A 20,537-nucleotide genomic window follows, 5' to 3' on the forward strand; every position below is an offset into this window, starting at 1 on the left:
GACCTGCATGTTCACCCGACCCCTCTCCCCGGCCGCCGCGCACCCACGGCCGGACCTGCCCGCTCGGCCGGACCGGCTCGTCGGCGAGTGGAGCGGGAGCGGGCGGTTGGCGCCGGGTGCGGCGCTTCTCGGGAGCGGTGGTCGGTGCCGGGGTGGGCGGAGCCGTAACGGAAAGAGTCTTTTAGCGGTGGGCCAAGAGGTGGATCCTGGTCGCGATGTCCCTCAGGACGGGGTGGGCGGTGGCGGCCCTTTCCAGCTCGATCAAGCCATCCGGGTCGTCTTCGGCGAAGCGGCTGGGGACCAGGTCGGTGAAGACGCGGGCGCCCTGGACCTCGCCGACGGTGAAGCCGGCCTTGCTCAGGAGGGCCGCGAGGGCCTCGCCGGTGAAGCGGCGGGGGGTCGGGTCCTTCTCTCCCCAGGTGCCGGTCTCCAGGACCTCGCGGGCCTCGGCGAAGTTGCCGGCCAGGGCGCGGTGGATGGCGGTGGCGACGGGGTTGGCGGCCAGGACGCTGACCACTCCCCCAGGCCGGACGACCGTGTGGACCGACGCGAGGGCGGCCGAGGGGTCGTCGACGTATTCCAGCACGCTGTGGCAGAGCACCAGGTCGGCGCTGGCGGGCGGGAGGAGGTCGGCCAGGTCACCGGCGTCGCCCTGGAGGCCGGTGACGGTCACGCCGGCCTCGGCGGCGCGGCGCTCCAGCGCGGCCAGCGAGTCGGGCGTGGGGTCGACCACCGTCACCGAGTGGCCCAGGCGGGCCAGCGGCACCGCGAACCCGCCGGTGCCGCCGCCGGCGTCGAGGATGTCGAGCGCGGCTCTGCCGGCGATGACCGCCTGGAGCGACTCCCAGACGACGGCCTGCCGCGTGGCGTCACGCACGGTGATCCTCCGAAATGTCGACGACGGCGTAGGCACGCCAGCCTACGCCGCCGCCGGAGCTCAGAGCGTCAGGGACGGCTTGAGCTGCTTGAACCGGGCCAGCAGGCCGTTGACGAACTGGGGCGACTCGTCGGTCGAGAGCTCACCGGCGAGGCCCACCCACTCACTGATCACGACACCCTCGGGCACTTCCTCGACCCAGAGCATCTCGTAGGTGCCGACCCGGAGGATGTTGCGGTCGACGGCGGGCATGCGCTCCATCGTCCACCCCTCCGCGTAGGTCGAGATGAGCTCGTCGATGCGGCCCAGCCGCCCGGCCACGCCCTCGACCAGGCTGATCGTGTATTCGTTGACCGGAGGCTCGGCCCGCTCGACCCGCTCGGCGAGGATGTCGAGCGGGTTGGTGTCACGTGCCTCGGCCTCGAAGAGGATGTCGAGCGCGCGGCGGCGCGCCTTCCCCCGGGCAGACATCAAGCGCGACCGAGGTAGTCGCCGGTCCGGGTGTCGACCTTGACCTTCTCGCCGGTGGTGATGAACAGCGGCACCTTGATCTCGGCGCCGGTCTCGAGCGTGGCGGGCTTGGTGCCGCCGGTCGAGCGGTCTCCCTGGAGGCCCGGCTCGGTCTCGGCGATCGTCAGCTCGACGGCGGCCGGGAGCTCGACGTAGAGGACGTTGCCCTCGTTGATCGCGACCGTGGCGAGCATGTTCTCGAGCAGGTAGTTGGCGGCGTCGCCGACGGCCACGCGGGAGACGTTGAGCATGTCGTAGGTCTCGGTGTCCATGAAGACGAACTCGTCGCCGTCCATGTAGGAGAACTGCATCTCGCGGCGGTCGACGGTCGCCACCTCGACCTTGACGCCGGCGTTGAAGGTCTTGTCGACGACCTTGCCCGACATGATGTTCTTCAGCTTCGTGCGGACGAACGCACCGCCCTTACCGGGCTTGACGTGCTGGAACTCCACGACGGACCAGAGGTCGCCGCCGTCGAGTTTGAGCACGAGTCCGTTCTTGAGGTCGTTCGTGGTCGCCACGTGAAGTCTCTTCTCCTGCGTGCGGGCCGCTCACAGGACGAGCAGCTCCCTGGTGGTGAGTGTGAGCAGTTCCGGCAATGGGTCACGCGTCACGAGCGTGTCCTCGATGCGCACACCGCCCAACCCCGGCAGGTAGACCCCGGGTTCGACGGTGATCGGAACTCGATCCTCTAGTCTACCGGTCCGGCCGGGGCCGAGAAACGGCTCCTCGTGGATCTCCAGGCCCACGCCGTGGCCGAGGCCGTGGCCGAAGCGGTCGCCGTATCCGGCGGCGGCGATCACGTCGCGCGCGGCGGCGTCGATCTCGGCCGCCGTCGCCCCCGGCCGCACGGCGGCGCGTCCGGCCGCCTGGGCGTCGTGGACGAGGGTGTAGATCTCGCGCTGCCAGCCGGACGGCTCGCCCAAGGCCACGGTCCGGGTCATGTCGGCGTGGTAGCCGGCGTACAGGGCGCCGAAGTCCATGGTGACGAGGTCGCCCCGCCGGACCGGGCGGTCGCCGGGCGAGTGGTGCGGGACGGCGCCGTTGGGGCCGCTCGCGACGATCGTCTCGAAGGCGGGGCGGTCGGCGCCCAGTTCCGTCATGCGCAGTTCGAGCATCCGGGCGATCTCGCGTTCGGTCAGGCCGGCCGCGATCTGTTCGGCGACCAGCGCGAACGCCTGGTCGGTGAGGGCGCAGGCGCGGGCCAGGGCGGCGATCTCGGTGTCGTCCTTGACCGTCCTGAGGTCCTCGACCAGGCCCTCCGTGAGGGGCGCCCTCCCGCCCAGGCGGTGGTATTCGGCGACCGTCAGGTGGTGGGCCTCGACGGCGGCGCCGGCTTCGAGGAGGTCGCCGGCGACGTCGCGGGTCTCCTTGATCTGTACGTCGCCGCCGAGCCCCCGGGCCGTCTCGATGTAGCGGGAGTCGGTCGCCAGGACCGCGCTCGCGTCGGCCCGCACCAGCACGGCGGCGTTGGAGCTGGCCAGGCCGGTCAGGTAGCGCACGTTGACGGGCCGGGTGACCAGCAGGCCGGCGTGGCCGCCCTCGGCGAGGAGGGCGGCCAGGCGGGCGCGGCGTTCGGCGAAGCTCATGGTTGGAATGTAGGACACCTCAGCATGCCGGGGGCTCCAGGCGGGCCTTCGCGCGGACCTCCGCGGGTTTCGCCGCGCCGCCGAGGAGCGCGCGGGTCAGCGACTCGCCGTCTCCGGCCATCCGGTCGAGGACCGTGGCGAAGTGGTCGTCGGTGAGGGCGTGCTCGTCTCGCCGCAGGGCCGTGAGGACGACCCTTCTCAGCAGTTCCTTGATGTAGGAGGCGGTCACGCCCTCGGTGGCCGCGACGATCGCCGCCACGTCGGCCTCGACGGGCCGGTCGCGGGCGTAGAGGCGGACCAGCCGCTCCCGGGCGCGCTCGTCGGGGGGCGGGATCTCGACGGCCAGGTCGATGCGGCCGGGCCGCTGGACCAGCGCCGTCTCCAGGGCCTCCACCCGGTTGGTGGTGAGCAGGAAGGTCACGTCGGCGTCTCCGGCGACGCCGTCCATGGCGTCGAGGAGGCTGAACAGCAGCGGGCTGGTCTGGAAGTGGGAGCGGTCCTCGGCGATGAGGTCGACGTCCTCGACGACCACGATCGAGGGTTGCAGCTTCCGGGCCAGGGCGACCGCGAAGCCGATCTTCGCCATGCCCTCGGCGGTCATCAGGATCGCGGTGCTCTCGGGCCGCCGCCCGAGCAGGTAGCGCACGGTGTGGGTCTTGCCGGTGCCGGGCGGCCCGTAGAGCAGCAGGCCCCGCCGCAGGTGCTGGCCCGCCTCGCGGAGCCGGTCGCCCTGCCGCCCGATGCCGACGACGTGCTCCTCCAGGGCTTCGAGGCGGCCCTCGGGCAGCACCACCTCCTCGGGGGCCAGCTCGGCCCGGGGGACGAAGGTGAGCAACTCGTTCCTGCGGTGCTCGCTGAAGCCGAAGGTGACCACCCGGCCGCGCAGCGGATCGAGCTCACGCATGAGGCGGTCGACCTCCTGGCGCACGCCCGTCGCGGTCTCCCTGTCGGCGGCGATGACCGTCAGAACGGAGGCCTCGGTGAAGTCCTCACGGGTGTTGATCCCCAGCACCACCGGGGCACCGTCGGGGGCGTGGGTGCACACCAGTCCGAGCTGGACCACGTCGATGGTCTCGTCGGGGCCGACGGCGGCCACCGTGTAGTCGGCGCGGCCCAGCAGCGTGCCGCCGTGGGTGAGGGCGCTGGTGATCATGTTGATCATGCTCATGAAGCGCCGGTCGGAGCCCACCACGCCGAACCATCCGGCGTCGGGGGTGTGGGCGGCCAGGTAGCGGTCGGCGGCGAGCTGGAGGCCGGCGTGCTCGAAGAGGCGGTACTTCTCCTCGACCACCACCAGCTCGCTCAGAGGCCGGCCCAGGTGGCCGGTGACCTTGGCGACGAGGGGCGAGGAGGCGTTGTCCTCGCTCACCCGTCCGGCGACGGCTTCGTAGACCCGGCGGAGGCTCTGGGCCAGGGCGCGGGCGTCGTGCGAGTCGATTGACGTCACCTGGTCATGCTGCCAAACGAGTGCCTCAGGCGGGCTGCCTTCGGCGCTCGTGCCGGCCGCCCCGGGGCTGCGGGGTGCCGCCGCCGCGCAGCGGCACCTCCTTGAGGAACAGCACCGCGACCACCCCGAGCACCGCCGCGGGCACCCCGACCAGGAACACGGTCTGCATCGCCTCCGTGTACGACTCCAGCACCGCCTTCACCACCTGCGGCGGCAGGCCGTGGATGGCCTCGGGGGTGCCGAGCTGGGGCGCGGCGGCGACGCCGCCGAGACGGGCGGCCAGTTCGTCCTTGACCCGGTTGGTGAGGATCGCGCCGAACGCCGCGACGCCGACCGCGCCGCCCAGGCTGCGGAAGAACGTGACGCCGGACGTGCTGACCGCCATGTCCTCGCGGGAGGCGGCGTTCTGCGCGGCCAGCACGAGCATCTGCATCGTCATGCCGAGCCCCGCGCCCATGATCGTGATGTACGCCCCGATCTCCACCGGCGTGGAGTCGACGTGCAGCCGCGACAGCAGGAACAGCCCGACCGCGACCAGCACCAGCCCGACGGCCGGGAACGCCTTCCACCGCCCGGTCGACGAGGCGACCTTGCCGGAGACGATCGAGCTGAGGAACAGGCCGACCACCATCGGAAGGGTCATCAGGCCCGACTCCGTGGGCGACATGCCCTTCACGATCTGGAGGTACTGCGGCAGGTAGATCATCGCGCCGAACAGGGCGACGCCGACCAGGAGCGAGGCGACGCTCGCCAGCACGAACGTGCGGTCGCCGAACAGCCGGGGCGGCAGGATCGGCGAGGTCGCCGCCCGTTCGGCCACGACCGCCGCCGCGACCAGGACCACCGTGACCGCGCCCAGGACGTAGGTCCACGCCGAGTTCCACTCGAACTCGTGGCCGCCGAACGACAGCAGCAGCATCAGGGCGGTCGCGCCGCCGGTCAGCGTGGTCGCGCCCCACCAGTCGATGCGGGCGTCGCGGCTCTCGTGGTCGAACCGGAGCACCCGCTGGACCACCGCGAAGGCCACGATCGCGAGCGGCACGCAGACGTAGAAGCACCAGCGCCAGCCCAGCCAGTCGGTGTCGACGATGAACCCGCCGAGCAGCGGCCCGGCGACGGTCGAGAGGCCGAAGACCGCGCCGACGTAGCCGGAGTAACGCCCCCGCTCCCGGGGCGGCACGATGTCGCCCAGGATGACCTGGGTGAGGGCCGACAGGCCGCCCGTGCCGAGGCCCTGCACCGCGCGGGCCGCGATGAGCATGCCGATGTTCTGCGACAGCCCCGCCACCACCGAGGCGGCCACGAACAGGCCGAGGGCGATCTGGAAGAGGCGCTTGCGGCCGAAGATGTCCGACAGCTTGCCCCAGAGCGGGGTGGACACGGTCATCGTGAGGAGGGTCGCGCTGGCCACCCAGGAGAGCTGCTCCTGGCCGCCCAGGTCGCCGACGATCGTCGGGAGGGCGGTGCCGACGACCGACGTGGAGAGCATCGAGGTCATCAGGGCGAGCAGCAGACCCGAGAGGATCTCCAGGACCTGGCGATGGCTGTAGGTGCGTTGTGGTGCGTCCAAGAGAGTCAAAGCCGGCGTCCCCCCGTGTAAAGAATGCTCCTCAACAGAGTTAGTAGACGCTTGTTTACTTGTCAAACGCAGCTAATATTCGTCAGGTGACGAGAGATCGGGAGGCGACCAGCCGGCGGATCCTGGAGGCCGCCCGCGACCTGTTCGCGGCCCACGGCTACGACCAGGTGACGATGCGCATGATCGCCGCCGAGGCCGGGGCCAACGTGGCCCTGGTGAACCGCTACTTCGGCACGAAGGCGGCCCTCTTCGCCGAGGCCCTCGCGACCGGCTCGACGATCGAGTCGGTGATCGCCGGAGACCCCGCCGGCCTCGCCGCCCGGCTGGCCCACCGCCTGGCGGTCCGCCTGCAGAGCGGCGCGACCGAGCCGGTCACGCGCATGGTCGACCGCGCCGGCACCAGCCCCGAGATCCAGGCCATCCTCCGCGCCCACGTCGAGGCCACCGTGGTCAAGCGCATCGCCGCCCAGCTCGACGGCCCCCAACCGGAACAGCGCGCCCTGCTGGCCGCCACGATGATCCTGGGCACCGGTTCGGTACGCCGCCTCTTCGGCCCCGGAGTGATCGAAGAGGTCGACGCCCACCAGGTCGAGGAACGTCTGCGGGAGATGTTCGAGATCTGCCTCCGGCCCTGAGCACCTCGGCACCACCGGCCCGGGCGGCCTCAGACCAGGTCGCTCGCCATCAACTCCCAGAAGGACCGCCCCCGGGCCGCGCCCGCCCGCCACGACGCGAGATGCCAGGCCTCCCACTCCCCGGCGGGGGTGACGACCAGGGGGTTGAGGAGGAGCAGCCCGTCCCAGCGGCCGATGAGAAGGGTGTGCGGCACGTATTCGTTGCGGACGAAGCCGTTCTGGTCCGGCCCGTAAACGAAATAGAGGTCGTCGGGCACGCTCGGGACCTTGTCGCCCTCCTGGGGACCCCAGATTTGGCACCACTCAGGTTCCAGATCGCGCAACCAGCCGACCCGCTCCGTCCGGAACAGGAAGTAATCGTCCTCGTCCGCGTCGCCGTAGCCGTCGGCGTAGAGGAGGAACGCGCGGTAGCTCGGCGGGAGCGGCAGGCCCAGCCGCTCTTCGAGGAGGCGCACCTCCGGCTCACCCGTGGCGGTGTGGAGACCGTGGTCGGGCGGAAGGGGAGGGCCGTCGGCTTCCGGGGATGGCGGGCCTTCCGCCGGGAAGACGCCGGACCACGCAAATGGAGAATCCATGGTCGGCGACCCTAAGCGGTGCCGCCGACATTTCCGCCCGCCCGAACGGACACGTCTTCCCCATTTGCGGGCGGCCGGGTTCAGCCCGCGAGTTCCTTCACCTTCTCGATCAGGCGCACGCGCTCCTCGTGGGTCGAGGCGATCGGGGTCACGTTGATCGTCGTGACGCCGCTCTCGCGCATCGCGGCCAGCCGGTCCCGGACGAAGCCCTCGCTGCCGATCAGGGACATCTTCTCCAGCAGCTCGTGGGGCACCCGGGCGGCGGCCTCGTCCTTCTTGCCGGCGAGGTAGAGGTCCTGGATCTCGGCGGCCTCCTTCTCGTAGCCGTAGCGGACGGCGAGGTCGTTGTAGAAGTTCTTGCCCTTGGCGCCCATGCCGCCGATGTAGAGCGCCGCCATCGGGCGGCCGAACTCCAGGAAGCCGGCCACGTCGTCGCCGACGGCCAGGTGGGCGGTGGCGATGACGTCCAGGCCGCCCAGTTCGGGGGCTCGTCTGGCCGCGCCGGCCGCCAGGCTCGGGCCCCACACGTCGGCGGCCTTCTCCGGCATGTAGAAGATGGGCAGCCAGCCCTCGGCCAGTTCGGCGGCCAGTTCGACGTTCTTGGGGCCGATGGCGGCGATCACGATCGGGATGCGCTCGCGGACGGGGGCGTTGATCAGCTTCAGGGGCTTGCCGAGGCCGGTGCCGCCCTGGAGGGGCATCGTGTAGTGCTTGCCCTGGTATTCGAGGCGTTCGCGCTTCCACACCTTGCGGGCGATCTCGATGACCTCGCGGGTGCGGCCCAGCGGGGCCGAGTAGGGCACGCCGTGGAAGCCCTCGATCACCTGCGGGCCGGAGGCGCCCAGGCCCAGGGTGAACCGGCCGTCGGAGACGTAGTCGAGACCGGCCGCCGTCATGGCCAGCAGCGCGGGGGTGCGGGAGTAGACCGGGAGGATGCCGGAGGCGATCTCCAGGCGCTCGGTCCGGGCGGCGATGTACCCCATCTGGCTGACCGCGTCGAAGCTGTAGGCCTCGGCGACGAACACGATGTCGAGGCCGGCCTTCTCGTAGTCGGCCAGTTCGGCGACGGTCTCCTTGAAACCGCCGGAATAGCTCAGGGCCATCCCGATCCGCATAGATCCTCCTGGACCGAATGTTGTTCCGGTAGTACGGGATTCCGAGGGTACATGTCGGCTCACGCCCTCCGTATACGGGGAGCCGTACACTTTCCCGGCAGGGGAGGGATCTTGCTGGCTCGTGTGGTGTCGGTGTTCGCGATCGTGCTCGCCGCGATCCTGGCCGGGCATCGGCTGCTGCCCGAACTGGGCGGGGTGACGCCGGTCCTGGAGAGCGTGCTGCCCTGGCTCGGCGTGGTGATCGTCCCGCTGGTGGCGCTGGCGGCGGTGGCCCGGTCGCGGGGGGCGGTCGTGGCGTCGCTGACCCCGGCCGTGGTGTGGGGCGTGATGTTCGGGCCGAGCGTGCTGCGGCATCCGCCCGGCGGGAGCGGCGACTTCACCGTGGCGACGCTCAACGTCGGGGTCGCCAACGACCTGTCCGGCCAGGCGGTGCGGGCCGCGGCCGAGGGCCGTGACGTGGTGGCGGCGCAGGAGCTGACCCCGGGCGGCCCCGCCGCCAAGGAGCTCAGCCGCATCTTCCCCCACCGTTTCCAGGTCGGGACCGTCGGGTTGTGGAGCAGGTACCAGCTCGACGACGCCAAACGGGTCGACGTGGGGCTCGGCTGGGCCAGGGCGCTGCGCGCCGTCGTCAAGGCCGAGAAAGGGGACGTGACCGTGTACGTCATGCACCTCGCCTCCGCCCGCCCCGGCGAGACCTCCTTCCGGGACAAGACCCTGAAGGAGGCCGGCGAGGTGATCGCCAAGGACAAGAGCCGCCGGCTCGTCCTGCTCGGCGACCTGAACACCGCCACGACCGACCGCGCCCGGGGCAACCTGGTGCCGCCGCTGCGCGACGCCCAGGAGGAGGCCGGCCAGGGCTTCGGCTTCACCTGGCCGTCGGGCTTCCCGATCACCCGGCCCGACCACATCCTCTACCGGGGCATGGAGGCCACCCTGGCGGAGGTCCGCGAGGCCGCCGGCAGCGACCACCGCGCGGCCGTCGCCGACCTGAGGTTCTAGCCCGCCGGCAGGTCCCCCGGTTCGTCGACGTCCGCCGGGTCTCCCGCGTCGTCGCAGGGCACCTCGGTGACCAGCCCGGGGTGCCGCTTCAGATAGGGGCGCGCGCCCACGTCCCCCGCCAGCGAGGCCGCCACCTCGGCGATGTGGTCGCGGCCGATCAGCACGGGGTTGCGCTGCGCTCCCCCGTAGGTGGCGACGGCGAGTTCGGCCCCGGCCTGGAAGGCGGCGATGAGCCGTTCGACCGCCTCGGGCCGGATGAGCGGCTGGTCGACCAGGGCGACCACCACCCCCGGCGCCTCCGGCGGGACCGCCTCCAGGCCGACGCGCAGCGAGGAGCCCATCCCGGTCGCCCAGTCGGGGTTCAGCACGGTCACCGCGCCCCGCACCTGGGCGCACGCCGCCCCCAGCACGACGACCACCGGATGGCAGCCGCCCTCCTCCAGCAGCCGCACCCCCCGGTCGACCAGGCGTTCGCCCTCGTACTCGACCAGGGCCTTCGGGCGGCCGAACCGGCGGCCCGCCCCGGCGGCCAGCAGGATCCCGGCGATCACGCGAGCTCGCCGTGGATGCGGCCCTCGGTGGTGGTCAGCGGGCGGCCCGAGCCCCCCCAGCGCAGCTGGATCAGCTCGGCGGCGATCGACACGGCCGTCTCCTCGGGGGTGCGGGCCCCCAGGTCCAGGCCGATCGGGGAGCGCAGCCGGGCCAGCTCCGCCTCGGTCAGGCCGATCTCGCGCAGCCGGGCCATGCGGTCGTCGTGGGTGCGGCGCGAGCCCATCGCGCCCACGTAGGCGGCGGGCGTGCGCAGCGCCACCTCCAGCAGCGGGACGTCGAACTTCGGGTCGTGGGTCAGCACGCAGATGACGGTGCGTTCGTCGACCGCCGCGTGGGACAGGTAGTCGTGCGGCCACTTCACCACGACCTCGTCGGCGTCGGGGAACCGCTTGGAGGTCGCGAAGACCGGCCGGGCGTCACAGACGACCACGTGGTAGCCGAGGAACTTGCCGACCCGGGCCACCGCCGCCGCGAAGTCGATCGCGCCGAACACCAGCATCCTCGGCGGCGGCGCGAACGACTGGACGAACACCTGGAGGTCGTCGAGGCGGCGTTCGCCGCTGCGGCCGTAGCGCCGGACGCCGGTCGTGCCCTGGGCCAGCATGCCCCGGGCGTCGTCGTCGACGGCGGCGTCGAGCCGTGGCGAGCCGAGGGTGCCCGAGACGTGGTCGTCCCACACGACGCGCCGCGCGCCGATCCGGCCGGGGCCGGACAGTATGGTCGCCACCGCCACCGGGACGCGCTTCTCGATCGACGCCGCGATCTCCCCCAGTTCGGGGTAGGCGTCTCTGGAGACCGGCTCGACGAAGACGTCGATGATGCCCCCGCAGGTCAGGCCCACGGCGAAGGCGTCGTCGTCGCTCACCCCGTACCGCTGGAGGACGGGTCTTCCGGAGGCGACGACCTCCTGGGCCAGTTCGTAGACGGCGCCCTCGACGCAGCCGCCCGACACGCTGCCGACCGCCTCGTCGCCGAGGACGGCCATGGCCGCGCCGGGCTGGCGTGGCGCGCTGCGGAAGGTGCCGACGACCGTGGCCAGGCCGAACACGCCCTGGTCGGCCGTCCACCAGCGGTTGACCTGCGAAAGGATGTCACGCATGTCCGGCTCTCCTTCCCGCGAGGAGCCGGGCCAGCTCCTCGTAGGCGGCCAGGCTGTGCCCGGCCACCAAGTCGTCGATGTGGGGCAGCGCCGCGCGCATCCCCCCGGTGAGCGGGCGGTACGCCGGATCCCCCTTATGGGGGTTAACCCAGATGACCCGGTGGGCCATCCGGCCCAGCCGCTCCATCTGCGCGCCGAGCAGGGACGGATCGCCGCGTTCCCATCCGTCGGAGGCGATCACCACGATCGCGCCCCGCGCGTCGGGCAGCCGCAGGAAGGCCCGCAGCTCCTCCCCCAGGCGGGTGCCGCCGCTCCAGTCGGGGATGGCGGCCGAGACCTGGTCCATGGCGCGGGCGGCGTCCCTGATCCGCAGTTCGGCGGTGAGCCGGGTCAGCCGGGTCCCGGCGGAGAAGACCTCGGTGGCGCGCGGCGCCGACCGGACCACCGCGTGCGCGACCCGCAGCAGGGTGTCGGCGTACGCCTTCATGGAGCCGCTGACGTCGATCAGCAGCACCACCCTGCGGGGTTTGCGCCGCCGGTCGCGGAACCGCAGCCGGGCCGGTTCGCCACCCCGTCTCATCGCCTCCCTGACGATGCGGCGGGGATCGAGGGAGCCGCGTTTTGAGGCGGTCAGGCGGCGGGTGGCGCGCGTCTCGCGGGCGGTGCGCATGAGCGCGAGCAGGCGGTTGATCTCGGCGCGCTCCTCGGGGGTGAGGGTGGCGACGTCGCGGGCGCGCAGGACTTCGAGGGTGCTGGCGGTGGCGGCGGTGGTCTGCTCGCCCCCGTCCTGGGGCGCGCCGTCGGGTGCGGCGAGGTATCGGGTGACCGTGACGGAAGACGGCACCGACCTCGGTGTCGCGCGGTCGTCGAAATAGGCCGCGAAACAGCGGTCGTATCTCGGGAGGTCGTCGGGGCCGGAACACAAAGTGAGCCGGCCGGCCCAATAGACGTCTTTCCTTTCTCCGGCGTCGAGATTCTCCAGGGCGGTCAGGAAACCCCGGGTCCGCTCGTGGTCGGCCGCCACTCCGGCGGCCCGCAGTGTACGGACGAATCCCACCATCAGCGGAACGACGTCAGGCATCGAGAAGCCCGTCGCGAATGGCGGCCTGCTGGTCTTCGCGGTATTTCAGCGCGGCCCCCAGCGTCACGGCCGCCGTCTCCGGGTCGAGCCGTTTCGCCCCCAGCGTCAGCAGCGCCTCGGCCCAGTCGAGCGTCTCGGCGATGCCGGGCGGTTTCAGCAGGTCGGCGGCCCTCAGGCGGGCCGCCGCGCGGGCGACCTGCTCGGCGAGGGACGACGTACAGGACGGCAGACGGCGCAGCAGGATGGCGACCTCGCGGTCGAATCCCGGATGGTCGAGCCAGTGGTAGAGGCAGCGCCTTTTCAGGGCGTCGTGGACTTCGCGTGTGCGATTGGACGTCAGTACGACGAGCGGCGGCGCGGCGGCGCGAATGGTGCCCAGTTCCGGAATGGAGATGGTGAAATCCGAGAGCACCTCCAGGAGAAAGGCCTCGAATTCGTCGTCGGCCCGGTCGATCTCGTCGACGAGAAGAACGGCGGGCTGCGATTCGATCGCCTGCAACAACGGCCGGGCGATCAGGAAACGGCGGTCGTAGATCTCGCCTTCGAGGGCCCGCAGGTCGGTGATCCCGGCGGCTTCCGCTGCTTTCAGGTGCAGGAGCTGGCGGGCGAAGTCCCAGTCGTAGAGGGCCTGGGCGGCGTCGAGGCCCTCGTAGCACTGCAGGCGGATCAGCGGGGCGCCGAGGACTGCGGCGAGGGTCTTGGCGAGTTCGGTCTTGCCGACTCCGGCCTCCCCTTCGAGGAACAGCGGCCGGCCCATGCGCAGGGCCAGGTAGGCGGCGGTCGCCAGGCCCGGGTCGGCCAGGTAGTCGCGCTGTTCGAGGAGGTCCCGCAGGGTCTCCGGGGAGTCGATTTCCACCCGTCCAGGCTACTTCGGAGCGTGATCACATGACGATCGCCCTTGGTAGGTTCGCGGGGTGACGCAGGATTTCCCCGACTCCCCCGCGGGGCGCGCCCTGGTCGCGGAGTTGTCCGCACGCTGGGCCGAACCCCACCGCCGCTACCACACGACCCGCCACCTGACCGACGTCCTGGCGGCGATCGAACCGCTCCGGGCCCACGCCCGTGATCTCCGGGCGGTCCGGCTGGCGGCCTGGTTCCACGACGCCGTCTACGACGGCCGGCCGGGCCTGGACGAGGAGCGCAGCGCCCAGCTCGCCCAGTCGCGCCTGACGGCCCTGGGGCTGCCGGTCGCCCGGGAGGTCGCCCGGCTGGTCAGGGTGACCGCGACGCACTCCTACCACCCGGACGACGGGAACGCGGCGGTGTTGTGCGACGCCGACCTGGCCGTGCTCGGCCAGAGCCCCGAACGGTACGACGCCTACGCCGAAGCGGTCCGGCACGAATACCGCCACGTGCCCGACCCCCTGTTCCGCGTCGGCCGGGCCGAGGTGCTCCGCAGGCTGCTCGGCGGTTCTCTCTACGGCACCGAAACGGCCCGTGACCTGTGGGAAGAGCAGGCCAGACGGAACCTGGCACGCGAGCTCCGGCATATTACCGATTGACTTGGTAGGAAATATGGGTAACTCTGAGGGCGGTCCACTCACCGCTCTCTGCGAGGTTCCCGTATGTCCGTCGTCGAGCTGGCGCGCCCGGTCGAAACACCGCGCGCCACGCCGAAAGGGCCACGGCGCCGCGTCACCGCGTGGCATCGCTGGCTGAGCCCGCTCGCCCTCCTCGTGATCTGGCAGATCGCCAGCGCGACCGGTCTGCTCCCCGAACGCCTGCTGGCCGCACCGGCCACCATCGCCTCCACCGCCGTCGAACTGACCCAGGCGGGCACGCTGCCGACCGCGATCGGCGTCTCGCTCCAGCGGGTGCTGATCGGCTTCCTGGTCGGCGGCGCGGCCGGAATCCTGCTGGCCCTGGCGGCGGGGTTGAGCCGGGCGGGTGAGAACGCCGTCGACCCGATCATGCAGGCGCTGCGGGCGCTGCCGTTCTTCGGCCTCATCCCGCTGTTCATCCTCTGGTTCGGCATCGGCGAGGAACCGAAGATCCTGCTGGTGGCCCTGGCGGTGTCGTTCCCCCTCTACCTCAACACCTTCTCCGGCATCCGGGGCGTCGACGGCAAGCTCGCCGAGGTCGCCAAGACGCTCAAGTTGTCGCGCGGCCAGCTGATCAGGCACATCGTGCTGCCGGGCGCGCTGCCCCAGACGCTCGTCGGGCTGCGGCAGGCCCTCGGCGTGGCCTGGCTGGCGCTGATCGTGGCCGAGCAGGTGAACGCGACCACCGGCCTCGGCTACATGATCAACGACGCCCGTGAGTTCCTGCGCACCGACGTGATCGTGGTCGGGCTGCTCGTCTACAGCGCGCTCGGGCTGGCCACCGACGCGATCGTCCGGCTTCTGGAGCGGAGGGCGCTGGCATGGCGACGCGGCTTTCTGGCGTAGCGCGCGCGTTCGGCGACCGGGTCGTGCTCGACTCGCTCGACCTGGAACTGCGCGACGGCGAGTTCACGGCCCTGCTGGGCCGAAGCGGTTCCGGTAAGTCGACCCTCCTGCGGGCCCTGGCCGGGCTCGACGACGAGGTCACCGGTGCGATCGACGTCACCGACTCGGTCGCGGTGGCCTTCCAGGAGCCCCGGCTGGTGCCGTGGAAGCGGCTGCTGGCCAACATCACCCTCGGGCTGGACGCCCCCGCCGACAAGGCGAAGGCGGCGCTGGCCGAGGTCGGGCTGGCCGAACGCTCCGACGCGTGGCCGCTCACCCTCTCCGGCGGTGAGGCGCAGCGCGCGAGCCTGGCCCGCGCGCTGGTCCGCGAGCCCGAACTGCTGCTGCTCGACGAGCCCTTCTCGGCCCTCGACGCCCTCACCCGGATCACCATCCACCAGCTCGTGCTGGAGTTGTGGGCCCGGCACCGCCCGGCCGTGCTGCTGGTCACCCACGACGTGGACGAGGCGCTGCTGCTGGCCGACCGGGTGCTGGTGCTCGACGAGGGCCGCATCGCCCACGACATCTCCATCACGGCCGAACGTCCCCGCCACCGCGAGGACCCCGCCCTGGTCACCCTGCGAAACACCCTGCTCGCCGCGCTCGGCGTCTCACCCGAAGGAAGATCATGAAACGCGCACTGCTGGCCGCCGTCCTGCTGCTGGCCGCCGCCGCGTGCGGCGCTCCGTCGACCGACGCCGGCGCCGCACAGAGCACGGTCACCCTCCGCGTCGGCGACCAGAAGGCGGGGTCGCAGGCGCTGCTGAAGGCGGCCGGGCTGCTCGACGACGCCCCGTACAAGATCACGTTCGCCCAGTTCACGTCGGGCCCGCCGCTGCTGGAGGCGATCAACGCCGGGGCCGTCGACATCGGCGGCGTGGGCAACACTCCCCCGATCTTCGCGGCGGCGGCCGACTCGAAGATCAAGATCGTGGCGGCCTACAAGCAGAACGTGACGGGGGCGGCGGTGGTCGTACCGGCGAACTCGACGGTGTCCGGCCCGGCCGGCCTCAAGGGCAAGAAGATCGCGGTGGCCAAGGGCAGCTCCTCCCATTACCACCTGCTGTCGGTGCTGAAGAAGGAGGGCCTGAAGTTCTCCGACATCCAGCCGCAGTACCTCCAGCCCGCCGACGCGCTGGCCGCCTTCTCCGGCGGCACGGTCGACGCCTGGACGATCTGGGAGCCCTTCACCTCGCAGGCGATCCTGCAGCACAAGGCCAAGGTGCTGGTCGACGGCACCGGCTACGTCAACGGCCTGAACTTCACGGTCGCCGCCCCCGAGGCGGTCGAGACCAAGGCCGACGCGGTCCGCGACTACCTGACCCGGCTCGCCAAGGCCCGTGAGTGGGCGCTCACCCACAAGCCCGAATGGGCCAGGGTGTGGGCCGCCGAGACCGGCCTGCCGCAGGAGGTCGCCGACGCGGCAGTCGACAACGCGGTCTCCACGCCCATCGTGATCGACGACGCGGTGGTCACCTCGGAGCAGGAGATGGCCGACGCCTTCGCCGCCGAGGGCCTCATCCCGGGCGGCCTGAAGTTCGCCGACTTCGTCGACCGGCGTTTCAACGACATCGTGGGGGCGGCGCAGTGAGGTTCCACTGGTTCCTGCCGACGACCGGCGACGGCCGCTCGATCGTGGCCGGCGGCCACGGCCTGGGCCGCACCCACGGCGACGCCGAATACCGTCCCCCGTCGGTCGAGTACCTGGGCCAGATCGCGAAGGCGGCCGAGCAGGTCGGCTTCGAGGCGGTGCTGACCCCGACCGGCACCTGGTGCGAGGACGCCTGGCTCGTCACGGCGGCCCTGACCCAGGTGACGACCCGGCTGAAGTTCCTGGTGGCGTTCCGGCCAGGCCTGCTCTCCCCGACCCTGGCCGCGCAGATGGCCGCGACCTACCAGCGCGTCTCGGGCGGGCGACTGCTGCTCAACGTGGTGACCGGCGGCGAGACGGCCGAGCAGGCCCGCTTCGGCGACCATCTGAGCAAGGACGAGCGCTACGCCCGCACCGACGAGTTCCTCAGCGTCGTGCGAGGCGCCTGGCAGGGCGGCTTCGACTTCAGCGGGACCTACTACGACGTGGCCGACGCCCGCGTCGCCGCCCCGCCGGAGCCCACCCCGGAGATCTACTTCGGCGGCTCCTCCGGCGCGGCCGGCCCGGTGGCCGCCAGGCACGCCGACGTCTACCTGACCTGGGGCGAGCCGCCCGCGCAGGTGGGCGAGAAGCTCGGCTGGATCCGCGAGCTGGCCGCCCGGGAAGGGCGCACGCTCCGGTACGGCGTGCGCCTGCACGTCATCACCAGAGACACCAGCGAGGAGGCCTGGGCCGAGGCCGGCCGCCTGCTGGAGCGCATCCCGGGCGGCGACATCGCCAAGGCCCGCAAGCTCCTGTCGACCAGCGAGTCGGTCGGCCAGAAGCGCATGCTCGCCCTGCACGAGGGCTTCACGAGCGGCAGGGCCCGCGACCTGGAGATCCACCCCGGCCTGTGGGCCGGCGTCGGCCTGGTGCGGGGCGGCGCGGGCACCGCGCTGGTCGGCAGCCACGCCGAGGTCGCCGACCTGCTGGAGGAGTACGCCGCCCACGGGGCGTCGGAGTTCATCCTGTCGGGCTACCCCCACCTGGAGGAGGCCTACTGGTTCGGCGAGGGCGTGCTGCCCGAACTGCGCAGGAGGGGCCTGGTCGCGAAGGCGGCCTAGTGGTCGGGGGCCTCGCTCTTGATCTTGATCAGGGCGTTCAGCTCCGCCACCGCGCGCGCCGCCCGTGCCTTCTCCGAGCCCTGGATCCCCATCGCGCCCACGACGCTCCCGTCGGCGAGGTCGAGGCGGGGCCAGGGCTCGGCCTCCGGGAGGGAGACCCCGAGGATCTCGGCCCACTCGTAGCGGTGCACCCGCACGGCGTTGACCACGGTCACGCCCTGGTCGTCGGCCACCACCCGCAGGCGGCCCAGCAGGTGGAGGAGGAAGGCGACCGCGCAGCCGAAGACGAAGACCCCGATGCGGTCGGGCAGGTGGAACTGCTCCGGGAGCACGACCGCCAGGATCAGCGCGCCGCCCACCATGATCGCCGCCAGCGTGTAGGCCACGACACGGGCCCTTTTCGGACGCCAGACGACGGGGAGGGGCGGCGCGGGAACACTCGGGAACATGAGACCGAACGTTAGCGCGATCCGGAGGCGAGCTCGCGCAACAGAACCGCCGTCTCCAGGGCCGCGACCGTGGCCTCGTAGCCCTTGTCCTCCTTGGAGCCGGGCACCCCCGACCGCTCGACGGCCTGGTGGACGCTGTCACACGTCAGCACGCCGTTGCCGACCGGGGTCGACTCGTCGAGGGACACCCTGGTCAGGCCGCTGGTGACCGAGTCGCACACGTAGTCGAAGTGGGCCGTCCTGCCGCGGATGACCGCGCCCAGCGCCACCACGGCGTCGTGGGTGCGGGCGAGCGCCTGCGCCACCACGGGGATCTCCAGCGATCCGGCCACCCGGACGACGGTCGGGGTCGCGCCGCAGTCCTTGGCCGCCGCGACGGCCCGTTCGACCAGCTGGTCGGTGATCTTCTCGTGCCACCGGGCCGCGACGATGCCGACCGTGAGGCCCTGCGCCTCGACCGGCCAGGTCTCCGGACGTCCGCCACCACTCATGCCTGCTCCTCAGGGATCTCGTGACCCAGCCGGTCACGTTTGGCGTACAGGTACTTCTCGTTGTACGGGTTCACGGCGATCGGCATCGGCTCGCGGCCGAGGACCTTGATGCCGTAGCCGTCCATCCCCCGCATCTTGGCGGGGTTGTTGGTCAGCAGGCGCACCGACTTGACCCCGAGGTCGCCGAGCATCTGGCCGGCGTTGGAGAACTCGCGGGCGTCGACCGGCAGGCCGAGTTCGAGGTTGGCGTCGACGGTGTCGTGGCCGTCGTCCTGGAGGGCGTAGGCGCGCAGCTTGGCCAGCAGGCCGATGCCGCGGCCCTCGTGGCCGCGCAGGTAGACGACCACGCCGCGGCCCTCCTCGGCGATGGCGGCCATGGCGTGGTCGAGCTGCACGCCGCAGTCGCAGCGCAGCGAGCCGAGCACGTCGCCCGTCATGCATTCGGAGTGGGCCCGGACCAGCACGTTCTCGCCGTCGTCGAGGTCGCCGTAGACGAGCGCGACGTGCTCGCCGCCGTCGAGGGAACTGGCGAAGCCGTAGGCCCGCCACATGCCGTAGCGGTTCGGGATCAGCGTCTCGGCGACCCGGGTCACCACCCGTTCGGTGCGGCGGCGGAACTCGATGAGCTGCTCGATGGAGACCAGCGCGAGGTCGTGCTCGTCGGCGAAGGCGCGCAGCTCGGGCAGCCGGGCCATCGTGCCGTCGTCGTTGGTCACCTCGGCCAGCGCCCCGGCGGGGGTCAGCCCGGCGAGCCGGGCCAGGTCGACGGCGGCCTCGGTGTGGCCGGGCCGCACCAGCACGCCGCCGTCGCGGTAGCGCAGCGGGAAGATGTGACCGGGCCGGACCAGCTCGAACGGCTCGGTGGCCGAGTCGGCCAGGGTGCGGATGGTGCGCGCCCGGTCGGCGGCGCTGATGCCGGTGCTGACCCCGTCGCGGGCGTCGACGCTGATCGTGTACGCCGTCCGCATGCGCTCCTTGTTGTCGTTCACCATCAGCGGCAGCCCCAGCCGGTCGAGGTCGTCGCCCCGCATGCCGACGCAGATGACCCCGGAGCTGTGCCGGATCGTGAAGGCCAGCGTCTGGGGCGTGGCCTTGGAGGCCGCGAAGATGAGGTCGCCCTCGTTCTCGCGGTTCTCGTTGTCGACGACCACGACCGGCTTGCCGTCGCGGATGTCGGCGATCGCCCGTTCGATCGGATCGAGCCTGATGTCGTTCATACTGCGACCGCCTCCTGCTTGCGCCAGTTCGCGAATCCGGTGAGGACCAGGACGAAGAACACCGCGTAGACCGCCCCGGAGACGACCAGCCCCGACCGGAAGGCCAGCGGCACTCCGACGAGGTCGACGGCGATCCAGACCAGCCAGAAGTCGGTCAGCGCCCGGCCCTGGGCCCAGGTCGCGACCGCGCTGCCGACGAAGATGTAGGCGTCGGCCGCCACCAGGAAGTAGCCCTCGGGAAGGGGGGCGTGCGCGCCCCACGAGAGCCCGGTGACGAAGAAGAACCAGCCGACCAGGGCGGTGCCGACGACGACGGTGCCGGCCAGGAACAGCCGCTCGGCGTACGTCGCGGGCCGCACGGCCAGCTCCTCGCCCTGGCTCTTCCACCGCACCCAGCCGTAGACGGCCAGCACGCCGAACATGACCTGCTTCAGCGCGTTGCCGGTCAGCCCCGCGTTGACGGAGGCGGCCAGCAGCAGCACCGACGCGGTCAGCTGGACCGGCCACGTCCAGAGCGACCGGCGGATGGCGAACACGACCGTGGCCAGGGCCAGGATGTTGCCGATGAGGTCGGTCCACAGGACGGTCGTCCCGAGGACCTCGAAGCCGGCGTTCACCGGGCCACCAGCTTCTCCACGTACTTGGCGATGACGTCGGCCTCCAGGTTCACCGGGTCGCCGGCGACCTTGCGGCCCAGCGTCGTCAGGGCGAGCGTGGTGGGGATCAGGCTGACGGTGAACTCCTCGTCGGACACCGACGCGACGGTCAGCGAGACGCCGTCGACCGTGATCGAGCCCTTGTGCACGACGTAGCGGGCCAGGTCGGCGGGCAGCGAGACGGTCACGACCTCCCAGTGCTCGTCGGGTTCCCGCTTCAGGATGGTCCCGGTCCCGTCGACGTGGCCCTGCACGATGTGGCCGCCGAGCCGCTGGTCGGCGCGGACCGCGCGCTCCAGGTTCACCGGCGACCCCACGGTCAGCGCGCCGAGGCTGCTGTGGTCGAGGGTCTCCTTCATGACGTCGACGGTGAAGACGTCGTCGTTGACCTCGACGACGGTCAGGCACACGCCGTTGACGGCGATCGAGTCGCCGTGCCCGGCGTCCTCGGTGACTCTGGGGCCGCGGAAGGCCAGCCGGGCCGCCTGCGGGAGGGGGTCGACGGCGACGACCTCGCCGAGTTCCTCGACGATTCCGGTGAACATG

General features: G+C 71.8%; 24 protein-coding genes. 7 read left to right on the forward strand and 17 right to left on the reverse strand.

The features are described 5' to 3' along the window. Positions 1–181 precede the first annotated feature (181 nt). Genes GT755_RS13400 through GT755_RS13425 form a run of 6 tightly spaced genes read right to left on the reverse strand, consistent with a single transcriptional unit; the run spans position 182 to position 6,002 of the window. Positions 182–877 carry a methyltransferase domain-containing protein gene (locus GT755_RS13400; RefSeq protein WP_161480074.1) on the reverse strand — a complete coding sequence of 232 codons (696 nt, stop codon included), beginning with the start codon at positions 875–877 and terminating at the stop codon, positions 182–184. Between the two features lie 60 nt (positions 878–937). Continuing rightward, on the reverse strand, positions 938–1,348 hold the full coding sequence (nusB, locus tag GT755_RS13405) for a transcription antitermination factor NusB (RefSeq protein WP_161480075.1): 411 nt from the start codon (positions 1,346–1,348) through the stop codon (positions 938–940). Continuing rightward, positions 1,348–1,908, reverse strand: a complete 561-nt coding sequence (efp, locus tag GT755_RS13410; protein WP_030450338.1) for an elongation factor P — start codon at positions 1,906–1,908, stop codon at positions 1,348–1,350. The genes nusB and efp overlap by 1 nt, the downstream gene beginning before the upstream one ends. A gap of 30 nt (positions 1,909–1,938) precedes the next feature. Next, entirely contained in the window at positions 1,939–2,976 is a 1,038-nt protein-coding gene (locus GT755_RS13415) for a M24 family metallopeptidase (protein ID WP_161480076.1), read from the reverse strand. A gap of 19 nt (positions 2,977–2,995) precedes the next feature. Next, on the reverse strand, positions 2,996–4,423 hold the full coding sequence (locus GT755_RS41110) for an AAA family ATPase (protein WP_202610024.1): 1,428 nt from the start codon (positions 4,421–4,423) through the stop codon (positions 2,996–2,998). A 25-nt stretch (positions 4,424–4,448) separates the two neighbouring features. Then, positions 4,449–6,002 (reverse strand): MDR family MFS transporter, encoded by a 1,554-nt coding sequence (locus tag GT755_RS13425; protein WP_161480077.1) that lies wholly within the window; start codon positions 6,000–6,002, stop codon positions 4,449–4,451. An 86-nt stretch (positions 6,003–6,088) separates the two neighbouring features. Here GT755_RS13425 and GT755_RS13430 point away from each other — a divergent pair, with 86 nt between their 5' ends. Continuing rightward, entirely contained in the window at positions 6,089–6,637 is a 549-nt protein-coding gene (locus tag GT755_RS13430) for a TetR/AcrR family transcriptional regulator (RefSeq protein WP_161480078.1), read from the forward strand. A 29-nt stretch (positions 6,638–6,666) separates the two neighbouring features. Here GT755_RS13430 and GT755_RS13435 read toward each other — a convergent pair whose 3' ends face one another. Both GT755_RS13435 and GT755_RS13440 read right to left on the reverse strand, forming a co-directional pair. Further along, positions 6,667–7,212, reverse strand: coding sequence for an SMI1/KNR4 family protein (locus tag GT755_RS13435; RefSeq protein ID WP_161480079.1), 546 nt, complete (start codon positions 7,210–7,212; stop codon positions 6,667–6,669). 80 nt (positions 7,213–7,292) lie between these two features. Further along, on the reverse strand, positions 7,293–8,327 hold the full coding sequence (locus tag GT755_RS13440; RefSeq protein ID WP_161480080.1) for an LLM class F420-dependent oxidoreductase: 1,035 nt from the start codon (positions 8,325–8,327) through the stop codon (positions 7,293–7,295). 111 nt (positions 8,328–8,438) lie between these two features. Between GT755_RS13440 and GT755_RS13445 the strand changes: the two genes are divergently transcribed. After that, on the forward strand, positions 8,439–9,326 hold the full coding sequence (locus tag GT755_RS13445) for an endonuclease/exonuclease/phosphatase family protein (RefSeq protein WP_235966678.1): 888 nt from the start codon (positions 8,439–8,441) through the stop codon (positions 9,324–9,326). Here the strand turns inward: GT755_RS13445 and GT755_RS13450 are convergent. Genes GT755_RS13450 through GT755_RS13465 form a run of 4 tightly spaced genes read right to left on the reverse strand, consistent with a single transcriptional unit; the run spans position 9,323 to position 12,914 of the window. Further along, the gene (locus tag GT755_RS13450; protein ID WP_161480082.1) at positions 9,323–9,877 is read right to left on the reverse strand and encodes a nucleotidyltransferase family protein; all 555 of its coding nucleotides are present in this window, start codon (positions 9,875–9,877) and stop codon (positions 9,323–9,325) included. The two genes, GT755_RS13445 and GT755_RS13450, sit on opposite strands and share 4 nt — an antisense overlap. Further along, positions 9,874–10,977 carry an XdhC family protein gene (locus tag GT755_RS13455; protein ID WP_161480083.1) on the reverse strand — a complete coding sequence of 368 codons (1,104 nt, stop codon included), beginning with the start codon at positions 10,975–10,977 and terminating at the stop codon, positions 9,874–9,876. Before GT755_RS13455 ends, GT755_RS13450 begins: the two co-directional genes overlap by 4 nt. Continuing rightward, a complete protein-coding gene (locus tag GT755_RS13460) occupies positions 10,970–12,058 on the reverse strand; it encodes a vWA domain-containing protein (RefSeq protein ID WP_161480084.1) in 1,089 nt (362 codons plus the stop codon). Before GT755_RS13460 ends, GT755_RS13455 begins: the two co-directional genes overlap by 8 nt. Further along, positions 12,051–12,914: an AAA family ATPase gene (locus GT755_RS13465; RefSeq protein ID WP_161480085.1), complete on the reverse strand. Its 864-nt coding sequence runs from the start codon at positions 12,912–12,914 to the stop codon at positions 12,051–12,053. The genes GT755_RS13460 and GT755_RS13465 overlap by 8 nt, the downstream gene beginning before the upstream one ends. A gap of 58 nt (positions 12,915–12,972) precedes the next feature. Between GT755_RS13465 and GT755_RS13470 the strand changes: the two genes are divergently transcribed. The 5 genes from GT755_RS13470 to GT755_RS13490 all read left to right on the forward strand — a co-directional run bounded on the left by GT755_RS13470 (position 12,973) and on the right by GT755_RS13490 (position 17,178). Further along, complete coding sequence (locus GT755_RS13470; RefSeq protein WP_161480086.1) at positions 12,973–13,560, forward strand: HD domain-containing protein; 588 nt, start codon at positions 12,973–12,975, stop codon at positions 13,558–13,560. Positions 13,561–13,623: 63 nt separating this feature from the next. Further along, on the forward strand, positions 13,624–14,445 hold the full coding sequence (locus GT755_RS13475; protein ID WP_161480087.1) for an ABC transporter permease: 822 nt from the start codon (positions 13,624–13,626) through the stop codon (positions 14,443–14,445). Then, positions 14,421–15,116 carry an ABC transporter ATP-binding protein gene (locus GT755_RS13480; RefSeq protein WP_161480088.1) on the forward strand — a complete coding sequence of 232 codons (696 nt, stop codon included), beginning with the start codon at positions 14,421–14,423 and terminating at the stop codon, positions 15,114–15,116. Before GT755_RS13475 ends, GT755_RS13480 begins: the two co-directional genes overlap by 25 nt. Beyond that, positions 15,113–16,075, forward strand: coding sequence for an ABC transporter substrate-binding protein (locus GT755_RS13485; RefSeq protein ID WP_161480089.1), 963 nt, complete (start codon positions 15,113–15,115; stop codon positions 16,073–16,075). The genes GT755_RS13480 and GT755_RS13485 overlap by 4 nt, the downstream gene beginning before the upstream one ends. Then, positions 16,072–17,178, forward strand: coding sequence for an LLM class flavin-dependent oxidoreductase (locus GT755_RS13490; RefSeq protein WP_161480090.1), 1,107 nt, complete (start codon positions 16,072–16,074; stop codon positions 17,176–17,178). The genes GT755_RS13485 and GT755_RS13490 overlap by 4 nt, the downstream gene beginning before the upstream one ends. Here GT755_RS13490 and GT755_RS13495 read toward each other — a convergent pair. The 5 genes from GT755_RS13495 to GT755_RS13515 are packed head-to-tail and all read right to left on the reverse strand — an operon-like array spanning position 17,175 to position 20,536. After that, the gene (locus GT755_RS13495) at positions 17,175–17,627 is read right to left on the reverse strand and encodes a PH domain-containing protein (RefSeq protein WP_030450355.1); all 453 of its coding nucleotides are present in this window, start codon (positions 17,625–17,627) and stop codon (positions 17,175–17,177) included. The two genes, GT755_RS13490 and GT755_RS13495, sit on opposite strands and share 4 nt — an antisense overlap. A gap of 11 nt (positions 17,628–17,638) precedes the next feature. Next, positions 17,639–18,118 (reverse strand): 6,7-dimethyl-8-ribityllumazine synthase, encoded by a 480-nt coding sequence (ribH, locus tag GT755_RS13500; protein ID WP_161480091.1) that lies wholly within the window; start codon positions 18,116–18,118, stop codon positions 17,639–17,641. After that, positions 18,115–19,335: a bifunctional 3,4-dihydroxy-2-butanone-4-phosphate synthase/GTP cyclohydrolase II gene (locus tag GT755_RS13505; protein ID WP_161480092.1), complete on the reverse strand. Its 1,221-nt coding sequence runs from the start codon at positions 19,333–19,335 to the stop codon at positions 18,115–18,117. The genes ribH and GT755_RS13505 overlap by 4 nt, the downstream gene beginning before the upstream one ends. Beyond that, positions 19,332–19,952, reverse strand: coding sequence for a nicotinamide mononucleotide transporter family protein (locus GT755_RS13510; RefSeq protein WP_161480093.1), 621 nt, complete (start codon positions 19,950–19,952; stop codon positions 19,332–19,334). The genes GT755_RS13505 and GT755_RS13510 overlap by 4 nt, the downstream gene beginning before the upstream one ends. Further along, entirely contained in the window at positions 19,949–20,536 is a 588-nt protein-coding gene (locus GT755_RS13515) for a riboflavin synthase (RefSeq protein ID WP_161480094.1), read from the reverse strand. Before GT755_RS13515 ends, GT755_RS13510 begins: the two co-directional genes overlap by 4 nt. Position 20,537 lies beyond the last annotated feature (1 nt).

This window comes from Herbidospora solisilvae (assembly GCF_009901565.1).
Taxonomy (GTDB): domain Bacteria; phylum Actinomycetota; class Actinomycetes; order Streptosporangiales; family Streptosporangiaceae; genus Herbidospora; species Herbidospora solisilvae.

Excerpts from the sequence above, each read along its gene's own strand:
- nusB (WP_161480075.1), bottom strand. The coding sequence starts at position 1,348 with ATGTCTGCCCGGGGGAAGGCGCGCCGCCGCGCGCTCGACATCCTCTTC.
- GT755_RS13415 (WP_161480076.1), bottom strand. The coding sequence starts at position 2,976 with ATGAGCTTCGCCGAACGCCGCGCCCGCCTGGCCGCCCTCCTCGCCGAG.
- GT755_RS13435 (WP_161480079.1), bottom strand. The coding sequence starts at position 7,212 with ATGGATTCTCCATTTGCGTGGTCCGGCGTCTTCCCGGCGGAAGGCCCG.
- GT755_RS13440 (WP_161480080.1), bottom strand. The coding sequence starts at position 8,327 with ATGCGGATCGGGATGGCCCTGAGCTATTCCGGCGGTTTCAAGGAGACC.
- GT755_RS13455 (WP_161480083.1), bottom strand. The coding sequence starts at position 10,977 with ATGCGTGACATCCTTTCGCAGGTCAACCGCTGGTGGACGGCCGACCAG.
- GT755_RS13460 (WP_161480084.1), bottom strand. The coding sequence starts at position 12,058 with ATGCCTGACGTCGTTCCGCTGATGGTGGGATTCGTCCGTACACTGCGG.
- GT755_RS13475 (WP_161480087.1), top strand. The coding sequence starts at position 13,624 with ATGTCCGTCGTCGAGCTGGCGCGCCCGGTCGAAACACCGCGCGCCACG.
- GT755_RS13480 (WP_161480088.1), top strand. The coding sequence starts at position 14,421 with ATGGCGACGCGGCTTTCTGGCGTAGCGCGCGCGTTCGGCGACCGGGTC.
- GT755_RS13485 (WP_161480089.1), top strand. The coding sequence starts at position 15,113 with ATGAAACGCGCACTGCTGGCCGCCGTCCTGCTGCTGGCCGCCGCCGCG.
- GT755_RS13495 (WP_030450355.1), bottom strand. The coding sequence starts at position 17,627 with ATGTTCCCGAGTGTTCCCGCGCCGCCCCTCCCCGTCGTCTGGCGTCCG.
- ribH (WP_161480091.1), bottom strand. The coding sequence starts at position 18,118 with ATGAGTGGTGGCGGACGTCCGGAGACCTGGCCGGTCGAGGCGCAGGGC.
- GT755_RS13505 (WP_161480092.1), bottom strand. The coding sequence starts at position 19,335 with ATGAACGACATCAGGCTCGATCCGATCGAACGGGCGATCGCCGACATC.
- GT755_RS13515 (WP_161480094.1), bottom strand. The coding sequence starts at position 20,536 with ATGTTCACCGGAATCGTCGAGGAACTCGGCGAGGTCGTCGCCGTCGAC.